Here is a 19,330-nt window from a genome sequence, read left to right as displayed (position 1 = left end):
AGAATTTGCTGGTGACTCACGTGAGCTTTTTTAAGAATACACACTTACATTTGTTGCGAACCTTTGGGAGTACAGACAATGCAAGAGAATTATAAGATTCTGGTGGTTGATGACGATATGCGTCTGCGGGCGCTACTGGAACGTTATCTGACCGAGCAGGGCTTCCAGGTTCGAAGCGTCGCTAACGCCGAGCAGATGGATCGTCTGCTGACCCGTGAATCTTTCCATCTCATGGTACTGGATTTAATGCTGCCAGGTGAAGATGGTCTGTCGATTTGTCGTCGCCTGCGTAGTCAAAGTAATCCAATGCCGATCATTATGGTCACGGCGAAGGGTGAAGAGGTTGACCGTATCGTCGGGCTGGAAATCGGCGCCGATGACTACATTCCTAAACCGTTTAACCCGCGCGAGCTGTTGGCGCGTATCCGCGCCGTGCTACGTCGTCAGGCAAACGAACTGCCCGGCGCGCCGTCGCAGGAAGAGGCCGTTATCGCGTTTGGTAAGTTTAAACTGAACCTCGGTACGCGCGAGATGTTCCGTGAAGATGAACCGATGCCGCTGACCAGCGGGGAGTTTGCGGTACTGAAAGCGCTGGTAAGCCACCCGCGCGAGCCGCTCTCTCGCGATAAGCTGATGAATCTGGCCCGTGGCCGCGAGTATTCCGCGATGGAACGCTCCATCGACGTCCAGATCTCCCGCCTGCGCCGTATGGTGGAAGAAGATCCGGCGCATCCGCGTTATATTCAAACCGTATGGGGCCTGGGCTACGTCTTTGTACCGGACGGTTCTAAAGCATGAGGCGAATGCGCTTCTCGCCGCGAAGTTCATTTGCCCGCACGCTGTTGCTCATCGTCACCTTGCTGTTCGTCAGCCTGGTGACGACCTACCTGGTGGTGCTGAACTTCGCGATTTTGCCGAGCCTCCAGCAGTTTAATAAGGTTCTGGCTTACGAAGTCCGTATGCTGATGACCGATAAGCTGCAACTGGAGGACGGCACGCAGTTAGTCGTGCCGCCTGCGTTTCGTCGGGAAATCTATCGCGAGCTGGGGATCTCTCTCTACACCAACGAAGCCGCCGAAGAGGCCGGGCTGCGTTGGGCGCAACACTACGAATTCTTAAGCCACCAGATGGCGCAGCAATTAGGCGGCCCGACGGAAGTGCGCGTTGAGGTCAACAAAAGCTCGCCTGTCGTGTGGCTCAAAACCTGGCTGTCGCCCAATATCTGGGTGCGCGTGCCGCTGACCGAGATTCATCAGGGCGATTTTTCTCCGCTTTTCCGTTACACGCTGGCGATCATGCTCCTGGCGATAGGCGGCGCGTGGCTATTTATTCGTATACAGAACCGACCGTTAGTGGATCTTGAACATGCCGCTTTGCAGGTAGGGAAGGGAATTATTCCGCCGCCGCTGCGTGAATATGGCGCCTCTGAGGTGCGCTCTGTGACCCGGGCGTTTAACCATATGGCCGCCGGCGTGAAACAATTGGCCGATGACCGTACGCTATTGATGGCGGGCGTCAGCCACGACTTGCGCACGCCGCTGACCCGTATTCGTCTGGCGACGGAGATGATGGGCGAGGAAGACGGTTATCTCGCGGAGTCGATCAATAAAGACATCGAAGAGTGTAACGCCATTATCGAACAGTTTATTGACTATCTGCGTACCGGTCAGGAAATGCCAATGGAGATGGCGGATCTCAATTCCGTGCTGGGCGAGGTGATTGCGGCGGAAAGCGGCTATGAGCGTGAGATTAACACTGCGCTTCAGGCAGGCAGTATCCAGGTGAAAATGCACCCGCTCTCGATTAAGCGCGCGGTGGCGAATATGGTGGTCAATGCTGCCCGTTATGGCAACGGTTGGATTAAGGTCAGCAGCGGCACTGAGTCGCATCGCGCCTGGTTCCAGGTAGAAGATGACGGGCCGGGCATTAAGCCGGAGCAGCGTAAACATCTGTTCCAGCCTTTTGTGCGTGGCGACAGCGCCCGTAGCACCAGCGGCACAGGGCTGGGGCTGGCGATTGTGCAGCGCATTATCGATAACCATAACGGGATGCTGGAGATTGGCACCAGCGAGCGTGGCGGATTGTCGATTCGCGCCTGGCTACCGGTTCCTGTGGCTCGCGTCCAGGGGACGACAAAAGAGGCATAAGAAAGGGAGGTATTACCCTCCCTTTCTTCTTAACGCTGGATGACGCAGTTCAAAGCCGCCATCCGGCCTGTTCCTTACAGCTTCGGTCCGGCGCTAACCAGCGCTTCGCCTGCCGGGGTATCCGTATACTTCTCGAAGTTCTCAATGAACAGTTTCGCCAGCGCGGTGGCTTTTTCCTGCCATTGTTCCGGCGACGCGTAGGTGTTACGCGGGTCGAGAATGTGGGTATCCACGCCTGGCAGTTCAGTCGGGATCGCCAGATCGAACAGCGGCAGACGGAAGGTTTCCGCGTTATCAAGAGAACCGTTCAGAATGGCGTCGATAATTGCGCGCGTATCTTTGATGGAGATACGTTTGCCGGTGCCATTCCAGCCGGTGTTAACCAGATAAGCCTGCGCGCCTGCTGCCTGCATACGTTTCACCAGCACCTCAGCATACTGCGTCGGGTGCAGCGTCAGGAACGCGGCGCCGAAGCAGGCGGAGAAGGTGGGGGTCGGTTCGGTGACGCCGCGTTCGGTGCCGGCCAGTTTAGCGGTGAAACCCGACAGGAAGTGGTACTGCGTCTGGTTAGCGGTTAAACGGGAAACCGGCGGCAACACGCCGAAAGCATCCGCCGTCAGGAAGATAACCTTAGTGGCGTGACCTGCTTTGGATACGGGCTTAACGATGTTATCGATATGATAGATCGGGTAAGAGACGCGGGTGTTTTCGGTTTTGGAACCATCGTCGAAATCTACGGTGCCGTCTTCGCGCACGGTGACGTTTTCCAGCAGCGCATCACGGCGAATCGCATGATAAATTTCTGGCTCCGCTTCTTTCGACAGTTTGATGGTTTTGGCGTAGCAGCCGCCTTCAAAGTTGAACACGCCGTCGTCATCCCAACCGTGCTCATCATCGCCAATCAGACGACGTTTCGGGTCGGTGGACAGAGTGGTTTTTCCGGTACCGGAAAGGCCGAAGAAGACCGCGACATCGCCTTTTTCACCCACGTTGGCGGAACAGTGCATTGAGGCGATACCTTTGAGCGGCAGCAGGTAGTTCATTACCGAGAACATCCCTTTTTTCATTTCGCCGCCGTACCAGGTGCCGCCAATAAGCTGAATACGTTCAGTCAGGTTGAACGCCACGAAGTTTTCCGAGTTCAGCCCTTGCTCTTTCCACTGCGGGTTGGTGCACTTCGCGCCGTTCATGACAATAAAGTCAGGTTTGAAGCCTACCAGCTCTTCGTCCGTTGGGCGAATGAACATATTTTTAACGAAGTGGGCCTGCCAGGCGACTTCCGTAATAAAGCGCACGGAAAGACGCGTGTCGGCATTTGCGCCGCAGAACGCATCAACAATGAATAAGCGTTTACCGGAAAGCTGATGCGTCACCAGATCTTTCAGGTGTTGCCAGGTTTCCTGGGAAAGCGGCTTATTATCGTTTTTACCTTTACCCTTATCGGACCACCACAGCGTATCACGCGTGGTGTCGTCGCGAACAATATACTTATCCTTAGGCGAACGACCGGTAAAAATACCGGTATCAACGGCAACAGCGCCCAGGTTAGTTAACACGCCACGCTCATACCCTTCCAGACCAGGATTAAGTTCTTCCTGATAAAGGGTGTCGTAGCTGGGATTGTAAACGATATCCTGGACGTCGTTGATACCATAAGCCTTGAGATCTTGCGGGGTTAAATTGTTAACGCGCATATCACTGCTCCTTAGCCAATATATATTACCGAAAATAGTAAGGTTTTTTGAGGTTGGTTAACCGCGACAAGGCTCATAGATTTACGTATCTGGACAAAATCACGATTGACGAAAAACACTGTGACTCCTGTCACGCAGCGGCGGTTATTATGGCAGGAAACCTACTTTTGTTGTGGAAAATGTTCTGAAAACGTTAAAAGGAAGTGTTTTTGACCGACATAATGTGACTGTAATCGCATTCATGTAAGAAAGTTACGTAACGCCAACATTAACAATATCGATTCACCTCTCTGCGTTTTTTTCTGAATTATGCATGACGACGCCTGGCGGTGAACAGATGATGCAATAATGCGACTTTCTCATCATTCTGGATAACGACATGGAAAGTGTAGCGCTTTCACGTACTACTCGCTGGGGTATGTTGCTCACCGGTTTGCTGCAGGGCGTCTTGTGCTACCTGCTGATGGCCTGGCTGGTACCACAAAATAGCGACTGGCTGTTCTATGGTATGCCTGCGACGATAGCGTTGTCGTCAATGCTATTGCTTACCGTGGTCTCTTTTAAACAGCGCGCGCTGTGGGGCTGGCTGGGGCTGATCTTTGTGGTCGTGCTGGCAATGAGCGGCTGGCTGAAATGGCAGGTTGAGACGGTGGAGAAATGGCGCCTGGCCGAGCTCCTCTGGCTGTATGGTCTCCGGCTTGTGTTGATGGCGGTGCTGGTATTACCCTGGATGCAATATCAGCTACATTCGCAAACCGGTTCGGCGCGTTATCCCCAGTTTTATATGCGGTTATGGCATAACGTACTGACATTGTTTATCGTCCTGGTCGCTAACGGACTGTTCTGGCTGGTGCTTCTGCTCTGGAGCGCGCTATTCAGGCTGGTGGGCATCCGCTTTTTCAGCACCCTTTTCTTTGAAACTGAAGCCTTTATTTATGTGACCATCGGCTTAATTACGGCGCTGGCGGTCATTCTCGCCCGCACGCAGTCGCGCCTTGTGGCGGCGGTGCAAAAGCTGCTGACGCTGATCGCGACGGGTTTACTGCCAGTGGTGTCGCTGCTGGCATTGCTGTTTATTGTGACGTTACCCTTTACCGGACTGGAGGCGATTTCTGCGCGTGTTTCCGCTGCGGGGCTGCTATCCACGCTGACGCTGATGCTGCTGCTCCTCGTGGCGATTGTCAACGAACCGCAAAAGCGCGTATTACCCTATCCGCGCGTACTACGCGGCATGATTAGCGTCTCGCTGTGCGTTGCCCCGATATATATGCTGCTGGCGGGCTGGGCGTTATGGGTACGCATTCAGCAATACGGCTGGACGCCGGATCGTCTGTATGGCGCGCTGACGGTGTCTGTCTTGCTGGTATGGTCCTTCGGTTATCTGATCGGTCTGTTACGCCGCGGACGCGACCCTGGTGAGTGGCAAGGCAAGGTGATACTGAGCGTCTCTTTGTTGACGCTGGTGATATTGCTGCTGCTGGCCTCGCCTGTACTTGATGTCTGGCGTATTAGCGTCAACAGCCATATGGCGCGTTACCATAGCGGTAAAATTACTGCGGATCAGATCAGTCTGTATATGCTGGATCACAGCGGCAAACCTGGCCAGGAAGCGCTGAAATCGTTGCGGGATGACGAGGCGTTTACGCAGAACAGAAAGCGCAATCGTGAACTGATGACGTTTTTGCAGAGAAATAAGGTCTCTCCGACGGCGGACGATTTAGCGCGGGTGGTGATGATTGCGCCCGGTAGTCAGAAGCCGGATGCCGCATTTTGGGCGTTTGTCAAAGAGCAGAGTTATTCGGGCGCTTCCTGCCTTGAACCGGATGCCTGCGTGCTGGTGAGTCAGGATCTTAACGGTGACGGTCAGCCTGAGCAGGTGCTGTATAACTTTATTGTTGCCGAGAGCCAGGTCTACGGCTTAAAAGAGGGGAAATGGACGCAGAAAGCGTTCGCCCGACTGCCGGACGGGTTTTCTAAGACGCAACTGTTGCACGCGATTGCCGGGCATCAGTTAGACTCAGCCCCCAAAGCCTGGCGCGATATCATTGTTGATGGTCAGCGGTTGGATGTGGATTACTACAACGAGTAAGTTTTTTGCCGGATGGCGGCATAAATGCCTTATCCGGCCTACGGAGCGGGATGCTGTAGGCCAGATAAGCGCAGCGCCATCAGGCAATGATGTTGTCGACTGAAAGGCGATTAATGAACCTGTGGATCGGCAGGAGAGGCGTTGTTACGGATCTCCGCGATATCCATCGCATTGAACAGATAATGATTGCCGCAGTAATCGCAGTGCATATCGATTTCGCCTTCTTCCGCCAGAATGCTGTCCACTTCTTCATCCGGCAATGTTTTCAGCGCGCCCGCGCAACGTTCGCGTGAACAGGTGCATTTGAATTCAACATCTTGCGGATCGTAGAGCGTGACTTCTTCTTCGTGATACAAACGCCACAGCACGTCATTTGCCGGTAACGTCAGCAGCTCTTCGCTTTTAATGGTTTCCGTCAACATAGCCAGATGGTCGAAATCCTCCGCCTGCGCGTTCTGTGCTGGCATCACCTGGAGCAACATTCCACCTGCCGCCGGTTTACCGTCGACATCGCCGGTACGAATAAACAGGCGCGTCGGCAACTGCTCGGAGCGCAGGAAGTAATCTTCCAGGCACGCCGCCAGAGTATCGCCTTCCAGACCCACCACGCCCTGATAGCGTTCACCCTCTTCCGGCGTAATGGTGATCACCAGATAGCCGTTGCCAACCAGCGTTTTGAGATCCGCATTGTCAGGGATGTCGCCCTGAACGCGAGCCACGCCGCGCATCTGCTGCTGATTATTGCCATTGATCACCGCCAGGCTTAACGGCCCGTCGCCCTGGAGCTGTACCGTAATGTCACCGGCAAACTTCAGCGTTGCGGTCAGCAGGCTAGTGGCGACCAGCAGTTCGGCCAGTACGGTTTTCACCGGCTGCGGGTAGGTATGATTGTCGAGGATCTGTTGCAAGGTTTCCGAAACGGTCACCAGCTCGCCGCGAACGGCAAAGTTTTCAAACAGATAACGATGTAATTGGTCATGTTGCGGCATAATCATCTCTCTTGCGGGTGACAGTTATTCGCTGTCGCCGTGTTTAAATCGTAACAGGTCGCGGCGCTCTTTCTTGTCCGGTCGCCTGTCCGGATGCGGCATGGTCAGGGCGTTAAGCTTGCGCGCCTGCGCCATTTTTTCGCGTTTTTCCACGCTTTCCGCCGTCTCTTCATACAGAGCGACGGCTTCGCTGGCCGGACGGCGCTGTTCGGTGATGGCTTTAACGATCACCGTCCGTTCGTCATTTCCCTGACGCAGGGTAAGGGTAGCGTTCAGCTCGACGATTTTGCTCGGCTTACTGCGCTGGCCGTTGTAATGCACCTTACCGCCTTCAATCATCTCGCGGGCCAGCGCGCGGGTTTTATAAAAACGCGCGGCCCACAGCCATTTATCCAGTCTGACCTCAACGGAGGACTTTTCTTTCATGGCGTCTCCTTCACATCAGCGAGGGGATCAGACGGCGGTAGTCGTTCAGGGACGGATGGCGCGTATAGTGCTTTTCCGCCAGGCCGGAATCGGGATTCGTCACGCCAAGACAGTAGCGAATACCAAACCGGGCGGCGGCGTCGAGAATCGGTTCGCTGTCATCGATAAACAGCGTTTTCTCTGCGCTTATTCCCGTTTCCTCAGTGACAGCGCGCCATAACCGCTGATCCTCTTTGGGATAACCAAATGTGTGGGTGGAAAGTAATAAATCAAGGTGTGAGGCCAGACCGGTATGCTCCAGCTTCACCGCCAGGTTATGTGGATGCGCATTGGTGAGCAGAATCCGACGTTTTCCGCTGGCTTTTAACGCATTCAGAAACGGTACGGTATCGTCGCGCAAAACGGCGCGCGGCCCTTGCGCCGTCGTCATGGCGCAAATATCCAGACCCAGACGCTCGCTCCAGTAATCCAGACAGTACCAGTTTAGCGTATGCTGTACGGCATGATACTGCTGACGAATATATTCCTGCGCGTCCTGCGGCGAAATACCCTGCTGCGCGCCGTAGGTTTCCGGTACCAGCTTTTGCCAGAAATAGTTATCGAACGCGAGATCGAGCAGCGTGCCGTCCATATCCAGCAAAACGGTATCCACGTTTTGCCAGTCAATATCAATATGCATGGGGAACTCCAGGGTAACGCAATTTGCGCGACAGGGTAGCATACCCTGTCGCACGGCGGCGCTATCAGATGAGATTTTCCGGAGAGACGGTTAACCTGGGATTGAGGCAGCTTTCATAGTATTCCTGGATGTCCGCCATACGGGTACGGTGGCGTTGATAACGTCTGAACGCCTGAATGCCGTTGTAGACCGCGCTCACTATCATTGCCAGCATCAGCAGCGTGGTACCGAGGTAACGCCACCAGCCGGATTTATCGGGGATACGATGCAGGCTGATATGCTGCGTGCCGTTGGCATCGGTATACACGCTGGTGACAATGCCCTCGGCGCTAAATGGCGTCTGCATGAGCGTTTGCGCCAGACGCTGGAAGGCGCTCCACTGTTCCTGCGCGGGATAGTCATACAGCGGCGTTGACGGCCAGGCCTGATCAACCAGTTCGCTGCCTTCATCGCTGGCGATCAGGAATCCGCCGGGAGCGGGGCTATTCAGCGACTGGGCGGCACGCGCGGTCTCGCGAGAAATAAACGGCGCCGTTGAGGTCGTGACCAGATTTTCCAGCGACTCTGCGCTTACGGGGCGTAGCAGCACGTTGACGCCGTCCAGTTTGCCAGCGTTCGCGCGTTTCACCAGCGCGTTCCAGTCCTTACTGTTACCGAGATTAACCAGCGCATTTTTCAGACGCACGCACTCGTCTTCCGCCGCGCACAAATCAGCGGTTTTCAGAACAATATCGCCAAAGTCATCTAATAATACCATGCCCGATTTTTGTATCGCGGAGCGTAAAGATGCGCTGACGCGCGAGTCGTCTTCGGGTTTTGGATGGAGCTGACGATTTACCGCCTGGCTTAGCGCCATCGCTTTATTCACCAGGTCTGATTCCGGCAGCGGTAGCGCAGGCGCGTCATTCCAGATGATTTGCGAGCAATCGAACGGCATAAACGGTGAGTTAGACTGCCCGCTCCAGGTCGCCCCGGAATGAATATTACACATTCCTTTGCCGCTCAGGTGCAGCGTATCGCCCACCCGTACGCCAGCCTTTTCAAGCTGTTTTACCGTTGTCGCTTCAATGGTTTGCGCGCCTTTCATCCACGATAGCGTGAACTTGATTGGCATATCCAGCGGGATCCAGAACAGCAGCATAAACAACACCAGCAGCGAACCGATAGCAATAACAGTGCTGCGTAACCAGTGCTGCAACGGGAAGTTTTTCACTTCATCATGCAGGGATAAAAAACGGCCCTGGCGGGCGACATGGCGATCAAGGTAAATATCAATATCCGTTTGTTGCCCAAGATCCTGCGTAATGTAAGGTTGCCAGTGGGCAGGGTAAATAAGGTCGATGATGCCCAGGGAGATATTGTTAATCTGCTCCTGATTATTCTCCCCAAACAGTCCCCAGCGGCGGGGCGTTCCCCGCAGACAGTGAATTTCCCGCAGCGCGCTTTTCGACGGCGGCGCAAAAAGCCCCCAAAGTCCGGCTGCCAGCAGCAGGATAGCGCCGCCTATCATCCACGGTACAAAAACGTCTGGCGTTATCAGACAGAAAAAGAATAACAAAAAGGAGGCGACGATTAACAACGCTTCGCGCAAGCCAGCCGGGCGGCTGAGCGCATATTCTTCGTGGGTCTCCTGACGGATATTCAACAGCTCAATCTGCTCGCTCTCTTCGCCGCGAATCGACGCCTGCGTAGAGGCCGTATTCTGTAGCGCGTAGCCACGCGACTCCTGCATATACTCTTGCAGCGTATGGCCGTTTAAAGAGATCACCAGCGGCAGCGTATCCGTGAGGATTAGCTCAACGTTGTTTTCATCATTGATGTACTGTTCCCAGAAAGGCGGCAGATGGACTTCGACGGAGTCGAGGTAGTAGCGCCATTTATTAGGATCGTCAGTGGTAATGCCGTAGCGGGTGATGGAGTGAGTCAGTATCACGACACTGTTGCTTTCCGCATTCAGCGTCAGTGAGATGGGCGCAGTACTGGCGCCTGTCGGCCCCGGAACTTGCTGAATCTGGCTAAGGTTATCGAGATAGTTTTCTACCGCGCTGCGCTCTTCGGGCAACAGTTTACGCGTTTGCGCGTCCTGAAAGGCGCTGATCCACGGTAAACTCCCTCGTCTGGACTTTACCCGGAACCGCCATATTGCCAGTAGAGAGCAGGCCAGCAAAGCAGCTATAAAAATCAGAATGGTGCTCATGCTTTCCCCATCTTACTAAGTCTGTCAGGCGTGGTCAGTCGCACCCTGTCCAATAAACATTTTTCTGTGGTTGGCTATCGGCAAGCGTGGAGTTGAACTTGAGCATTGTAAAGCGCATCCCAGTGAAGGCAAATCATAGCAGTACCACCAAAAACGGAATATCAGCAAATTCCTGGAGTTATTTCAACCTATTGACTTTTAATTTGAAATAAGAATTAATTTTTATTACGTTACATAAATGTAAATAAACGGCAATTCGCATTGCCGAAACCGTGCGGTATGTCGCACAATGACCACAGATTACACTGCAAAGATTCTCACAATGAGCAAATCATTACAAAAACCCACCATTCTGAAAGTGGAAACCGTCGCACAATCCCGACTGTTTAACGTAGAAAGCGTGGATCTGGAGTTCAGCAACGGCGTGCGTCGCGTGTATGAACGTATGCGACCATCAACCCGTGAGGCGGTAATGATTGTGCCGATCGTTGATGAGCATCTGATTCTTATTCGTGAGTATGCGGTGGGAACCGAATCCTATGAGCTGGGCTTCTCGAAAGGATTGATCGACCCGGGCGAGACCGTTTTTGAAGCGGCGAACCGGGAGCTCAAAGAAGAGGTCGGGTTTGGCGCGCATAACCTGACCTTCTTAAAAAAACTCAGCATGGCGCCCTCTTATTTTTCCAGCAAAATGAATATCGTGGTGGCGGAAGATCTCTATCCGGAGTCGCTGGAAGGCGACGAGCCTGAGCCATTGCCGCAGGTACGCTGGCCGCTGGCGCATTTAATGGATCTGCTGGAAGACCCCGATTTTAACGAGGCCCGCAACGTCAGCGCGCTGTTTCTGGTACGCGAGTGGTTGAAAGCGCAGGGCCGAATTGCCTGATGGCGCGGCGTTGATCAAGCCAACGGGAGGTTCGTCTCCCCGTTCGCCGTCATCCGCTAAACACAATAAAAAAGGCGCCGGAGCGCCTTTTTTGATCAGAACAGTTCGTGTGTTTCACCATTATCAATAATGGTGGTTCCCACCTCGTGTACCGCCTGTTGTGTCGGCTGCGTGCCTTCGATGAAATACTCTTCACGGCTGTTACCGCCGCTCGCCAGTTGTCCGGTACTGCGGTCGATATTCACCGTGACAATGCCCGGCGGCGGCGTTAGCGGCTGTTCCGGCACGCCTTCCAGCACGGCTTTCATATAGGCGTCCCATGCAGGTTGCGCGCTCTTCGCGCCGCCCTCATAGCCGGAGATTTGATCTTTGATCGCGCCGGAAGCGGTAGTGCGGCCTAAATCACGGCGGTGATCGTCAAAGCCGATCCATACGGAAGTGACGACGCCAGGACCATAGCCGGAGAACCATGCGTCTTTCGAGCTGTTGGTCGTACCGGTTTTGCCGCCGATATCGCGACGTTTAAGGTCGCGCGCCGCACGCCAGCCGGTACCCATCCAGCCGGGTTCGCCGAAGATATTGGTGTTCAGCGCGCTTTTGATCAGAAACGCCAGCGGCGTATTGATCACATGCGGCGCGTACTCCTGCGTGCCGTTTTGCGCGACCAGCGCCTGGTTTGCCTGTTCCAGCTCAGGCATCGGTACGGCGCTGTTTTGCTGCTCTTGCGAAACCGCGACCTCTTCCACATTGGTGTTTTCCAGCACGTCGGATTTCTGCGTATTGCCGTAAATGACCGGGATATCGCACTCCGGGCAGGCGATTTTCGGTTTCGCTTCGAAGAGCACGCCGCCCTGATCGTTCTCAATCTTGCTGATGAAATACGGGTCGATCAGGAAACCGCCGTTCGCCATCACCGCATAACCGCGCGCAACCTGCATCGGCGTGAAGGAGGCGGAGCCCAGCGCCAGCGATTCGGTATGCACGATATTCTGCGCCGGGAAGCCGAAGCGTTGCAGATACTCCGCCGCATAGTCGACGCCCATGGCGCGCATGGCACGTACCATCACCACGTTTTTCGACTGCCCCAGCCCCTGGCGTAAACGAATCGGTCCGGCGTACTGCGGTGGGGAGTTTTTCGGACGCCAGTCTGAACCTGCCCCGGCGTCCCAGCGGGAAATCGGCACATCGTTGAGCATACTGGCAAGCGTCAGCCCTTTATCCATTGCGGCGGTGTAGAGGAACGGTTTGATGTTCGACCCCACCTGACGCAAAGCTTGCGTCGCGCGGTTAAATTTACTCTGATTAAAATCGAAACCGCCGACCAGCGCCAGTACCGCGCCAGTTTGCGGGTTAAGCGAAACCAGCGCGGAGTTCACTTCCGGTACCTGCGCCAGCCACCAGTCGTTATCCACCTGACGAACCCAGATTTGCTGACCTGTCTGGACGACATCGGTAACTTTACGCGGCGTCGGCCCCTGCTGTGTATCCGAGCGGTAAGGCCGCGCCCAACGCATTCCTTCCATATGTAGCGAAACGGACGTACCGTCGGCAAGCGCAGCGGTCGCCTCTTGCGGATTAGCGCTGGTGACCACGGCGGGAAGCAGCGGTCCGTAGGTCGGCAACGCTTTCAACGTATCGGTAATTTTTTTACTGTCCCACGCCGTTTCGCCCACTTTCCATAGCACATTCGCCGGGCCGCGATAACCGTGGCGCATGTCATAGTCCAGCACGTTATTACGCACCGCCTGTTGCGCGGCCTGCTGCACTTTGCGGGTGATGGTCGTGTAAATACGATAACCATCTTCGTAGGCGCTTTCGCCATAACGGTTATACATTTCCTGGCGCACCATTTCCGACAGATAAGGTGCGGAGAAGGCGATTTCCGGCGCGTGATAATTTGCGTCGATAGGTTCGCTACGGGCCTGATCGTACTGCGCCTGAGTGATATATCCCTCGCTTAACATTCGCGAAAGCACTACGTTACGGCGCGCTATCGCCCGATCCATCGAGTAGAGCGGGTTAAAGGTAGAAGGCGCTTTAGGTAGCCCGGCGATAACCGCCATTTCGCTTAGGCTAAGCTGGTCGACCGTCTTACCAAAGTAGACCTGTGCCGCCGCGCCAACGCCATAGGCGCGGTAGCCGAGATAGATCTTGTTCAGATAGAGTTCGAGGATCTCATTTTTATTCAGCAACTGCTCAATACGAATCGCCAGAAACGCTTCCTTGATCTTGCGCATCAGCGTGCGTTCGGGGCTAAGGAAGAAGTTTCGCGCCAGTTGCTGGGTAATGGTACTTGCTCCCTGCGATGCGTGACCGGAGAAGAGCGCGACGCTGGCCGCACGGAAAATACCTACCGGGTCAATGCCGTGATGCTCATAAAAGCGGCTATCTTCGGTGGCGATAAAGGCGTTGATCATTTCCGGCGGAATTTGATCGAGCGTAACGGGAATACGGCGTTTTTCGCCATATTGCGCGATAAGTTCGCCATCCGCGCTGTAAACCTGCATCGGAATTTGCAAACGCACATCTTTCAATGTCGCGACGTCAGGTAGCTGCGGCTCAATATAGCGATAAAGGCCATAAATCGAGCCTGCTCCCAGCAGGATGCAACATACTGCAAGGATCAATAAATACTTTACGAACTTCACTGGAGATTTCCCATTTAGTGTCATTTGGGCAGTTTATAAACAAACGCGCGGTAGTATAAAGGCAAGCCAGACGCATTGATATACCCGTTAACGCGACGGGTGATAAGGAGATCGACCGTTATGGCTTTTAAAACCTGGCAAATAGGATTGCATATTCAGCAGCATGAAGCGCTGGCCATCGCCGTTATTCGCGGCGCATCGGGCTGGTCCCTGCAACGTTGGTGGCGACTGCCGCTGATGAACGCCTCCACGGCAGAGGGTACGATTCTTGACCCGCAATCGCTGGCTCACGTACTGCGACCCTGGAGCCGTGAGCTGCCGCTACGTCACCGTATTTATCTCTCTTTTCCCGCAAATCGGACATTGCAACGCGCTTTTCCACATCCGCCGATGCGTCTGCGGGAACGTGAGCAAGTCGCATGGCTCTCACAAACGATGGCGCGTGAGCTGGATATGGATCCGGACTTATTGCGTTTCGACTTTCAGGACGATGCGCTGAGCCCCGCGTTCAACGTTACCGCCGTGCAAAGCAAAGAAATTTCAGAGCTGTTAACGCTGGCGCAAACGCTCAATGTGCGCATCGCTGCTGTAACTCCCGATGCCTGCGCGTTACAGCGCTTGCTGCCGTTTATACCTTCGGGGCGGCAATGTCTGGTCTGGCGCGATGAGAGCCAGTGGCTGTGGGCGACGCGCTATGCGTGGGGGCGTAAATCGGCGCGCGAGGCGACGACGCTGCATGATCTTGCCGCGACGTTATCCGTCGTGCCGGAACATATTTCGTTATGCGCCGAAGGCGAATTCGACCCCTGGCGCGTCGTTACCGTCCGCCAACCGCCGGTTCCGCCGGACGGTTATCGCTTTGCGATTGCGCTGGGTTTAGCCATAGGGGAGATACGCTGATGGCGCATTCTGTCAATTTGCTCCCCTGGCGGCGCCAACATTACGTAGCGCGTCTGCGGCTGTGGTGCGTGGTATGGGGCGCGTCCCTGCTGCTGATAGCAAGCCTCGCGACGATTGCCCGGTTGGTTTTTTGGCAGGAGGGGAGGATTAATGAACTGCTACTGACGGCGGAAAACGGACGCACGACGGCGCTTGCGGCGAACATACCGCAGTTGCAGCAACGTCAGCGGCAGCAACAGGCGCGATTACAACGTCAGGCGCAGCGTGAACTGACGCAAGCCTGGCAATCTATCTTGACTGACCTTGCCAACCTGTTGCCAGATCAGGCATGGCTGACAAGCCTCAATTATCAGCAAGAGACGCTAGAGCTGGAAGGGCTGGCGAGAACGTTTGACGCCCTGCTCACGCTTGAGACATCGCTTCGTCACTATGTCAGTTTTCCGCTAAACCGCACGGGCACCACGCGGCAGGATGCGCAAGGGCGCTGGCAGTTCCATTATCAGTTAACGAGGAGCGCCGCCCGTGAACGCGCTCTTTGATATCTGGTACGGGATGTCGCGCCGTGGTCGGGTTTTTTGTTGGTGTGCAGGCGTGCTGTGCCTGACGCTGATGGTCGCGTTATCTGTGGGCTATCCCGGCTGGAAAACGCTGGATACGCAACAAATGCGGTTAAGCCAGAAGCGCGAGGCCGCCCGGCAACAGTGGCGTCATCTGCGCCGTCTGAGCGTCGCGGCTGAACCGCTTTTCGGGCGCACCGTGGAAAATCCGCGTCCTTTTTCGCCGTTAGATTTCCAGGCTCCTCCCCTGCGTTTGCTGCACTGGCAGCCATCGGCGCAGGGGGGAGAAATGGCGCTGAAAACGTCCTGGGATGCGGTGCCGTCACTGTTTGTCCGGTTGGCCGAAAGCGAGATGAGCGTAAGTCGGTTTTCATTGCGTAGAGAGGGGGCGGAATTATTGATAACGCTGCAACTGGAGCGCCTGGCGAATGAAGGCTAGCCGTAGTGTATTGCTCTGTTTTTGTTTGCTGACGTTGACAGGAATGCGCGATCCCTTCCGCCCGCCGGAAGATCGCTGCCGGATAGCCGAACTCTCGCAGTGGCGGTATCAGGGCGCGGTACGTAAAGGCGAGCGATGGACAGGCATTCTTAAAGACAGCCAGCAAAAATGGCGGCGAGTGGAAGAAGGGCAGACGCTGGAAAACGGTTGGACGATTGTCCGCCTGACGGCGGAAGCCTTAACGTTAACGACCGGTAAAAATTGTGCGCCGCCGCAGTGGCGGTGGCTACGTCAGGGAGCGGGCAATGAAGCGATGGATAGCCATAATACTGATAGTCTTGATGCCCGCCGCACAGGCGGGAAAAGCGGCGAAAGTGACGCTGGTGGTTGACGACGTCCCTGTGGTGCAGGTTTTGCAGACTTTAGCCGAGCAGGATCGGCAGAATCTGGTGGTGTCGCCGGACGTCAGCGGGACATTATCGCTACATCTGACGGATGTGCCGTGGAAACAGGCGCTACAGACGGTGGTCAATAGCGCGGGGTTGGTGCTGCGTCAGGAGGGGAATATTCTTCATGTTCATTCACAGGCCTGGCAGAAAGAACACAGTGCGCGGCAGGATGCCGAGCGGTTAAGGCTTCAGGCTAATTTACCGCTGGAAAACCGCAGCATTAGCCTGCAATACGCCGATGCCGCCGAACTGGCGAAAGCGGGCGAGAAACTCCTGAGCGCGAAGGGAACCATCATGGTAGATAAGCGCACCAACCGCCTGCTGTTGCGCGATAACCGCGCGGCCCTGGCGGAGCTGGAAAAATGGGTATCGCAAATGGATCTGCCGGTGGCGCAGGTGGAGCTGGCGGCGCATATCGTCACCATTAACGAAAAGAGTCTACGGGAACTGGGCGTAAAGTGGACGCTGGCTGACGCGACGCAAGCGGGCTCGGTGGGTGACGTGACGACGCTTTCCAGTGATTTATCCGTCGCCGCCGCCACCTCACGCGTCGGGTTTAACATCGGGCGCATTAACGGACGCTTGCTGGATCTGGAGCTGTCAGCGCTGGAGCAAAAGCAGCAGTTGGATATTATCGCCAGCCCCCGGCTGCTGGCTTCCCATCTGCAGCCAGCCAGTATCAAGCAAGGCAGCGAAATTCCTTATCAGGTTTCCAGCGGCGAAAGCGGCGCGACCTCCGTGGAATTTAAAGAAGCGGTGCTGGGAATGGAGGTGACGCCCACCGTTTTGCAAAAAGGGCGCATCCGCCTGAAGTTACATATCAGCCAGAATGTCCCCGGTCAGATACTACAACAGGCTGATGGTGAAGTGCTGGCGATAGATAAACAGGAAATTGAAACGCAGGTAGAGGTAAAAAGCGGCGAGACGCTGGCGCTGGGCGGTATTTTTTCGCGAAAAAATAAATCGGGTAGCGATAGCGTGCCGCTGCTGGGGGATATTCCCTGGCTTGGTCAGCTCTTCCGCCATGACGGCAAAGAGGACGAGCGACGCGAATTAGTGGTGTTTATCACCCCCAGACTGGTGGCGACAGAATAATTTATGCATAAAAAAGCGCTGTTTTTGCACTGAACGCATCTGCGGGATTTGACGTGCGGATGTATTTAGCATACAAGGAGTACCGATTTGAGAGTCGTGCTTTTCGTTGCTGACGCATTGATTAATGCGCTTTGCCTTGCCGAAGGTGTGCATAAGACCGATGATAAACGGCTGAATGTCCGCTGATGCAGACGTATTGGTTCTGCGGATTGCGCACAATTGTTTGAAAGTAGAGCAATTTGTAGGCCGGATATGTTGTTCTGGTCGCCATCCGGCAACGCTAACTCGGGTTTTGCAACAATCAGGCTTGGTGATTTATTCAGTTGCCAAACCCGCTTGAGTATTGAGATAATTTTCAGTCTGACTCTCGCAATATCTTATGAGGTTTCAGTTCATGTCCTGCTGCGCTGGGTGTCTGTGAAGCGGGTTTACCATTAACGAATAGTCTTAGTAGTACCGAAAAAATGGCAGAGAAACGCAATATCTTTCTGGTTGGGCCTATGGGTGCCGGAAAAAGCACTATTGGGCGCCAGTTAGCTCAACAACTCAATATGGAATTTTACGATTCTGATCAAGAGATTGAGAAACGAACCGGAGCTGATGTGGGCTGGGTCTTCGATGTTGAAGGTGAAGACGGCTTCCGTAATCGTGAAGAAAAAGTTATCAACGAATTGACGGAAAAACAGGGTATTGTGCTGGCAACCGGCGGTGGCTCTGTAAAATCGCGTGAAACGCGTAACCGTCTCTCCGCGCGTGGCGTCGTGGTCTACCTTGAAACGACCATCGAAAAACAACTGGCGCGCACGCAGCGTGATAAAAAACGCCCGCTGTTGCAGGTTGAAGCACCGCCTCGCGAAGTTCTGGAAGCGCTGGCTAACGAACGCAATCCGCTGTACGAAGAGATTGCCGACGTCACCATTCGCACCGACGATCAAAGCGCTAAGGTTGTGGCAAACCAGATTATTCATATGCTGGAAAGCAACTAATTCAAGCAGAATACGCTGGGTAAGCGGGCACAAGTAACTAAGGTGGATGTCGCGTCATGGAGAGGATTACAGTCACTCTCGGGGAACGTAGTTACCCGATCACCATCGCGGCTGGTTTGTTTAACGAACCAGCTTCATTCTTGCCGCTGAAATCAGGCGATCAGGTCATGTTAGTGACCAACGAAACCCTGGCGCCGCTTTATCTGGACAAGGTTCGCGGCGTACTCGAACGGGCGGGCGTTAACGTAGACAGCGTGATTCTTCCTGACGGCGAGCAGTATAAGAGCCTGACGGTGCTGGATACGGTGTTTACGGCGTTACTGAAAAAACCGCATGGTCGTGATACCACGCTGGTCGCGCTTGGCGGCGGCGTGATTGGCGATCTCACCGGTTTTGCGGCGGCCAGCTACCAGCGAGGCGTACGTTTCATCCAGGTGCCAACTACCTTACTGTCGCAGGTTGATTCTTCCGTGGGCGGGAAAACCGCCGTCAACCATCCCCTTGGCAAAAACATGATTGGCGCGTTTTACCAACCCGCTTCTGTGGTTGTCGATCTTGATTGCCTGAAAACGCTTCCCGCACGCGAACTGGCATCGGGACTGGCAGAGGTGATCAAATACGGCATTATACTCGACGCAGACTTCTTCACCTGGCTTGAGGATAATCTGGATGCGCTATTGCGTCTGGACGGTCCGGCGATGGCGTACTGTATTCGTCGTTGTTGCGAGCTGAAAGCCGAAGTTGTTGCCGCCGACGAGCGTGAAGCGGGCTTACGTGCTTTACTGAATCTTGGACATACCTTTGGCCACGCCATTGAAGCGGAAATGGGATATGGCAATTGGTTACATGGTGAAGCCGTTGCCGCAGGTATAGTGATGGCTGCGCGCGCATCCGAGCGTTTGGGGCAGTTCAGTTCTGCTGATACGCAGCGCATCATCGCTCTACTCGAACGGGCCGGGTTGCCAGTCAATGGCCCTTGCGAGATGTCCGCGCAGGACTATTTGCCGCACATGCTGCGAGATAAAAAAGTGTTAGCGGGGGAGCTGCGTTTAGTGCTTCCGCTGGCCATAGGGAAAAGTGAAGTGCGCGGCGGAGTGTCGCACGAAGTCGTTCTTAGCGCGATTGCTGACTGTCAGCAGGCGTAACAAC

17 protein-coding genes are annotated in these 19,330 nt (G+C 54.7%); 11 read left to right on the top strand and 6 right to left on the bottom strand.

The window, feature by feature from the left end:
* Positions 1-78 precede the first annotated feature (78 nt).
* Together ompR and envZ are read left to right on the top strand one after the other, a co-directional pair.
* Positions 79-798 carry a two-component system response regulator OmpR gene (gene ompR / locus ACLJRH_RS07365; protein ID WP_001157751.1) on the top strand — a complete coding sequence of 240 codons (720 nt, stop codon included), beginning with the start codon at positions 79-81 and terminating at the stop codon, positions 796-798.
* Entirely contained in the window at positions 795-2,147 is a 1,353-nt protein-coding gene (envZ, locus tag ACLJRH_RS07360; RefSeq protein WP_001253818.1) for a two-component system sensor histidine kinase EnvZ, read from the top strand. Before ompR ends, envZ begins: the two co-directional genes overlap by 4 nt.
* 74 nt (positions 2,148-2,221) lie before the next feature.
* Here envZ and pckA read toward each other — a convergent pair whose 3' ends face one another.
* The gene (gene pckA / locus ACLJRH_RS07355; RefSeq protein WP_001265685.1) at positions 2,222-3,841 is read right to left on the bottom strand and encodes a phosphoenolpyruvate carboxykinase (ATP); all 1,620 of its coding nucleotides are present in this window, start codon (positions 3,839-3,841) and stop codon (positions 2,222-2,224) included.
* A gap of 379 nt (positions 3,842-4,220) precedes the next feature.
* Between pckA and ACLJRH_RS07350 the strand changes: the two genes are divergently transcribed.
* The gene (locus tag ACLJRH_RS07350; protein WP_023136938.1) at positions 4,221-5,930 is read left to right on the top strand and encodes a DUF4153 domain-containing protein; all 1,710 of its coding nucleotides are present in this window, start codon (positions 4,221-4,223) and stop codon (positions 5,928-5,930) included.
* 110 nt (positions 5,931-6,040) lie between these two features.
* Here ACLJRH_RS07350 and hslO read toward each other — a convergent pair whose 3' ends face one another.
* The 4 genes from hslO to igaA form a co-directional block, all read right to left on the bottom strand.
* Positions 6,041-6,919, bottom strand: coding sequence for an Hsp33 family molecular chaperone HslO (gene hslO / locus ACLJRH_RS07345; RefSeq protein WP_001135571.1), 879 nt, complete (start codon positions 6,917-6,919; stop codon positions 6,041-6,043).
* A 24-nt stretch (positions 6,920-6,943) separates the two neighbouring features.
* On the bottom strand, positions 6,944-7,345 hold the full coding sequence (hslR, locus tag ACLJRH_RS07340; protein WP_000660721.1) for a ribosome-associated heat shock protein Hsp15: 402 nt from the start codon (positions 7,343-7,345) through the stop codon (positions 6,944-6,946).
* 10 nt (positions 7,346-7,355) lie between these two features.
* Positions 7,356-8,024 (bottom strand): GMP/IMP nucleotidase, encoded by a 669-nt coding sequence (gene yrfG / locus ACLJRH_RS07335; protein ID WP_001520508.1) that lies wholly within the window; start codon positions 8,022-8,024, stop codon positions 7,356-7,358.
* 64 nt (positions 8,025-8,088) lie between these two features.
* Complete coding sequence (gene igaA, locus ACLJRH_RS07330; RefSeq protein ID WP_023136939.1) at positions 8,089-10,221, bottom strand: intracellular growth attenuator protein IgaA; 2,133 nt, start codon at positions 10,219-10,221, stop codon at positions 8,089-8,091.
* A gap of 322 nt (positions 10,222-10,543) precedes the next feature.
* Between igaA and nudE the strand changes: the two genes are divergently transcribed.
* Entirely contained in the window at positions 10,544-11,107 is a 564-nt protein-coding gene (nudE, locus tag ACLJRH_RS07325) for an ADP compounds hydrolase NudE (RefSeq protein WP_000045725.1), read from the top strand.
* 95 nt (positions 11,108-11,202) lie between these two features.
* Here the strand turns inward: nudE and mrcA are convergent, their stop codons facing one another.
* Positions 11,203-13,755 carry a peptidoglycan glycosyltransferase/peptidoglycan DD-transpeptidase MrcA gene (mrcA, locus tag ACLJRH_RS07320; RefSeq protein WP_000673812.1) on the bottom strand — a complete coding sequence of 851 codons (2,553 nt, stop codon included), beginning with the start codon at positions 13,753-13,755 and terminating at the stop codon, positions 11,203-11,205.
* Positions 13,756-13,875: 120 nt separating this feature from the next.
* Between mrcA and ACLJRH_RS07315 the strand changes: the two genes are divergently transcribed.
* The 7 genes from ACLJRH_RS07315 to aroB all read left to right on the top strand — a co-directional run bounded on the left by ACLJRH_RS07315 (position 13,876) and on the right by aroB (position 19,326).
* Positions 13,876-14,655 (top strand): hypothetical protein, encoded by a 780-nt coding sequence (locus ACLJRH_RS07315; protein WP_023136940.1) that lies wholly within the window; start codon positions 13,876-13,878, stop codon positions 14,653-14,655.
* Positions 14,655-15,194: a PilN domain-containing protein gene (locus ACLJRH_RS07310; RefSeq protein WP_001528195.1), complete on the top strand. Its 540-nt coding sequence runs from the start codon at positions 14,655-14,657 to the stop codon at positions 15,192-15,194. The genes ACLJRH_RS07315 and ACLJRH_RS07310 overlap by 1 nt, the downstream gene beginning before the upstream one ends.
* Positions 15,178-15,651 (top strand): hypothetical protein, encoded by a 474-nt coding sequence (locus ACLJRH_RS07305; RefSeq protein ID WP_000992473.1) that lies wholly within the window; start codon positions 15,178-15,180, stop codon positions 15,649-15,651. Before ACLJRH_RS07310 ends, ACLJRH_RS07305 begins: the two co-directional genes overlap by 17 nt.
* Complete coding sequence (locus tag ACLJRH_RS07300; protein ID WP_000648142.1) at positions 15,641-16,042, top strand: HofP DNA utilization family protein; 402 nt, start codon at positions 15,641-15,643, stop codon at positions 16,040-16,042. Before ACLJRH_RS07305 ends, ACLJRH_RS07300 begins: the two co-directional genes overlap by 11 nt.
* Complete coding sequence (gene hofQ / locus ACLJRH_RS07295) at positions 15,957-17,195, top strand: DNA uptake porin HofQ (protein ID WP_015406255.1); 1,239 nt, start codon at positions 15,957-15,959, stop codon at positions 17,193-17,195. The genes ACLJRH_RS07300 and hofQ overlap by 86 nt, the downstream gene beginning before the upstream one ends.
* A gap of 464 nt (positions 17,196-17,659) precedes the next feature.
* A complete protein-coding gene (aroK, locus tag ACLJRH_RS07290) occupies positions 17,660-18,181 on the top strand; it encodes a shikimate kinase AroK (protein WP_000818621.1) in 522 nt (173 codons plus the stop codon).
* Between the two features lie 56 nt (positions 18,182-18,237).
* Entirely contained in the window at positions 18,238-19,326 is a 1,089-nt protein-coding gene (gene aroB, locus ACLJRH_RS07285) for a 3-dehydroquinate synthase (protein ID WP_000439820.1), read from the top strand.
* Positions 19,327-19,330: the final 4 nt, after the last annotated feature.

It is taken from the genome of Salmonella sp. SAL04162 (genome assembly GCF_046551535.1).
In the GTDB taxonomy this organism is placed as follows: Bacteria; Pseudomonadota; Gammaproteobacteria; order Enterobacterales; family Enterobacteriaceae; genus Salmonella; species Salmonella enterica.
The sequence above is the reverse complement of the archived record's forward strand: the minus strand, read 5'-3'. Positions and strand labels throughout refer to the sequence as shown.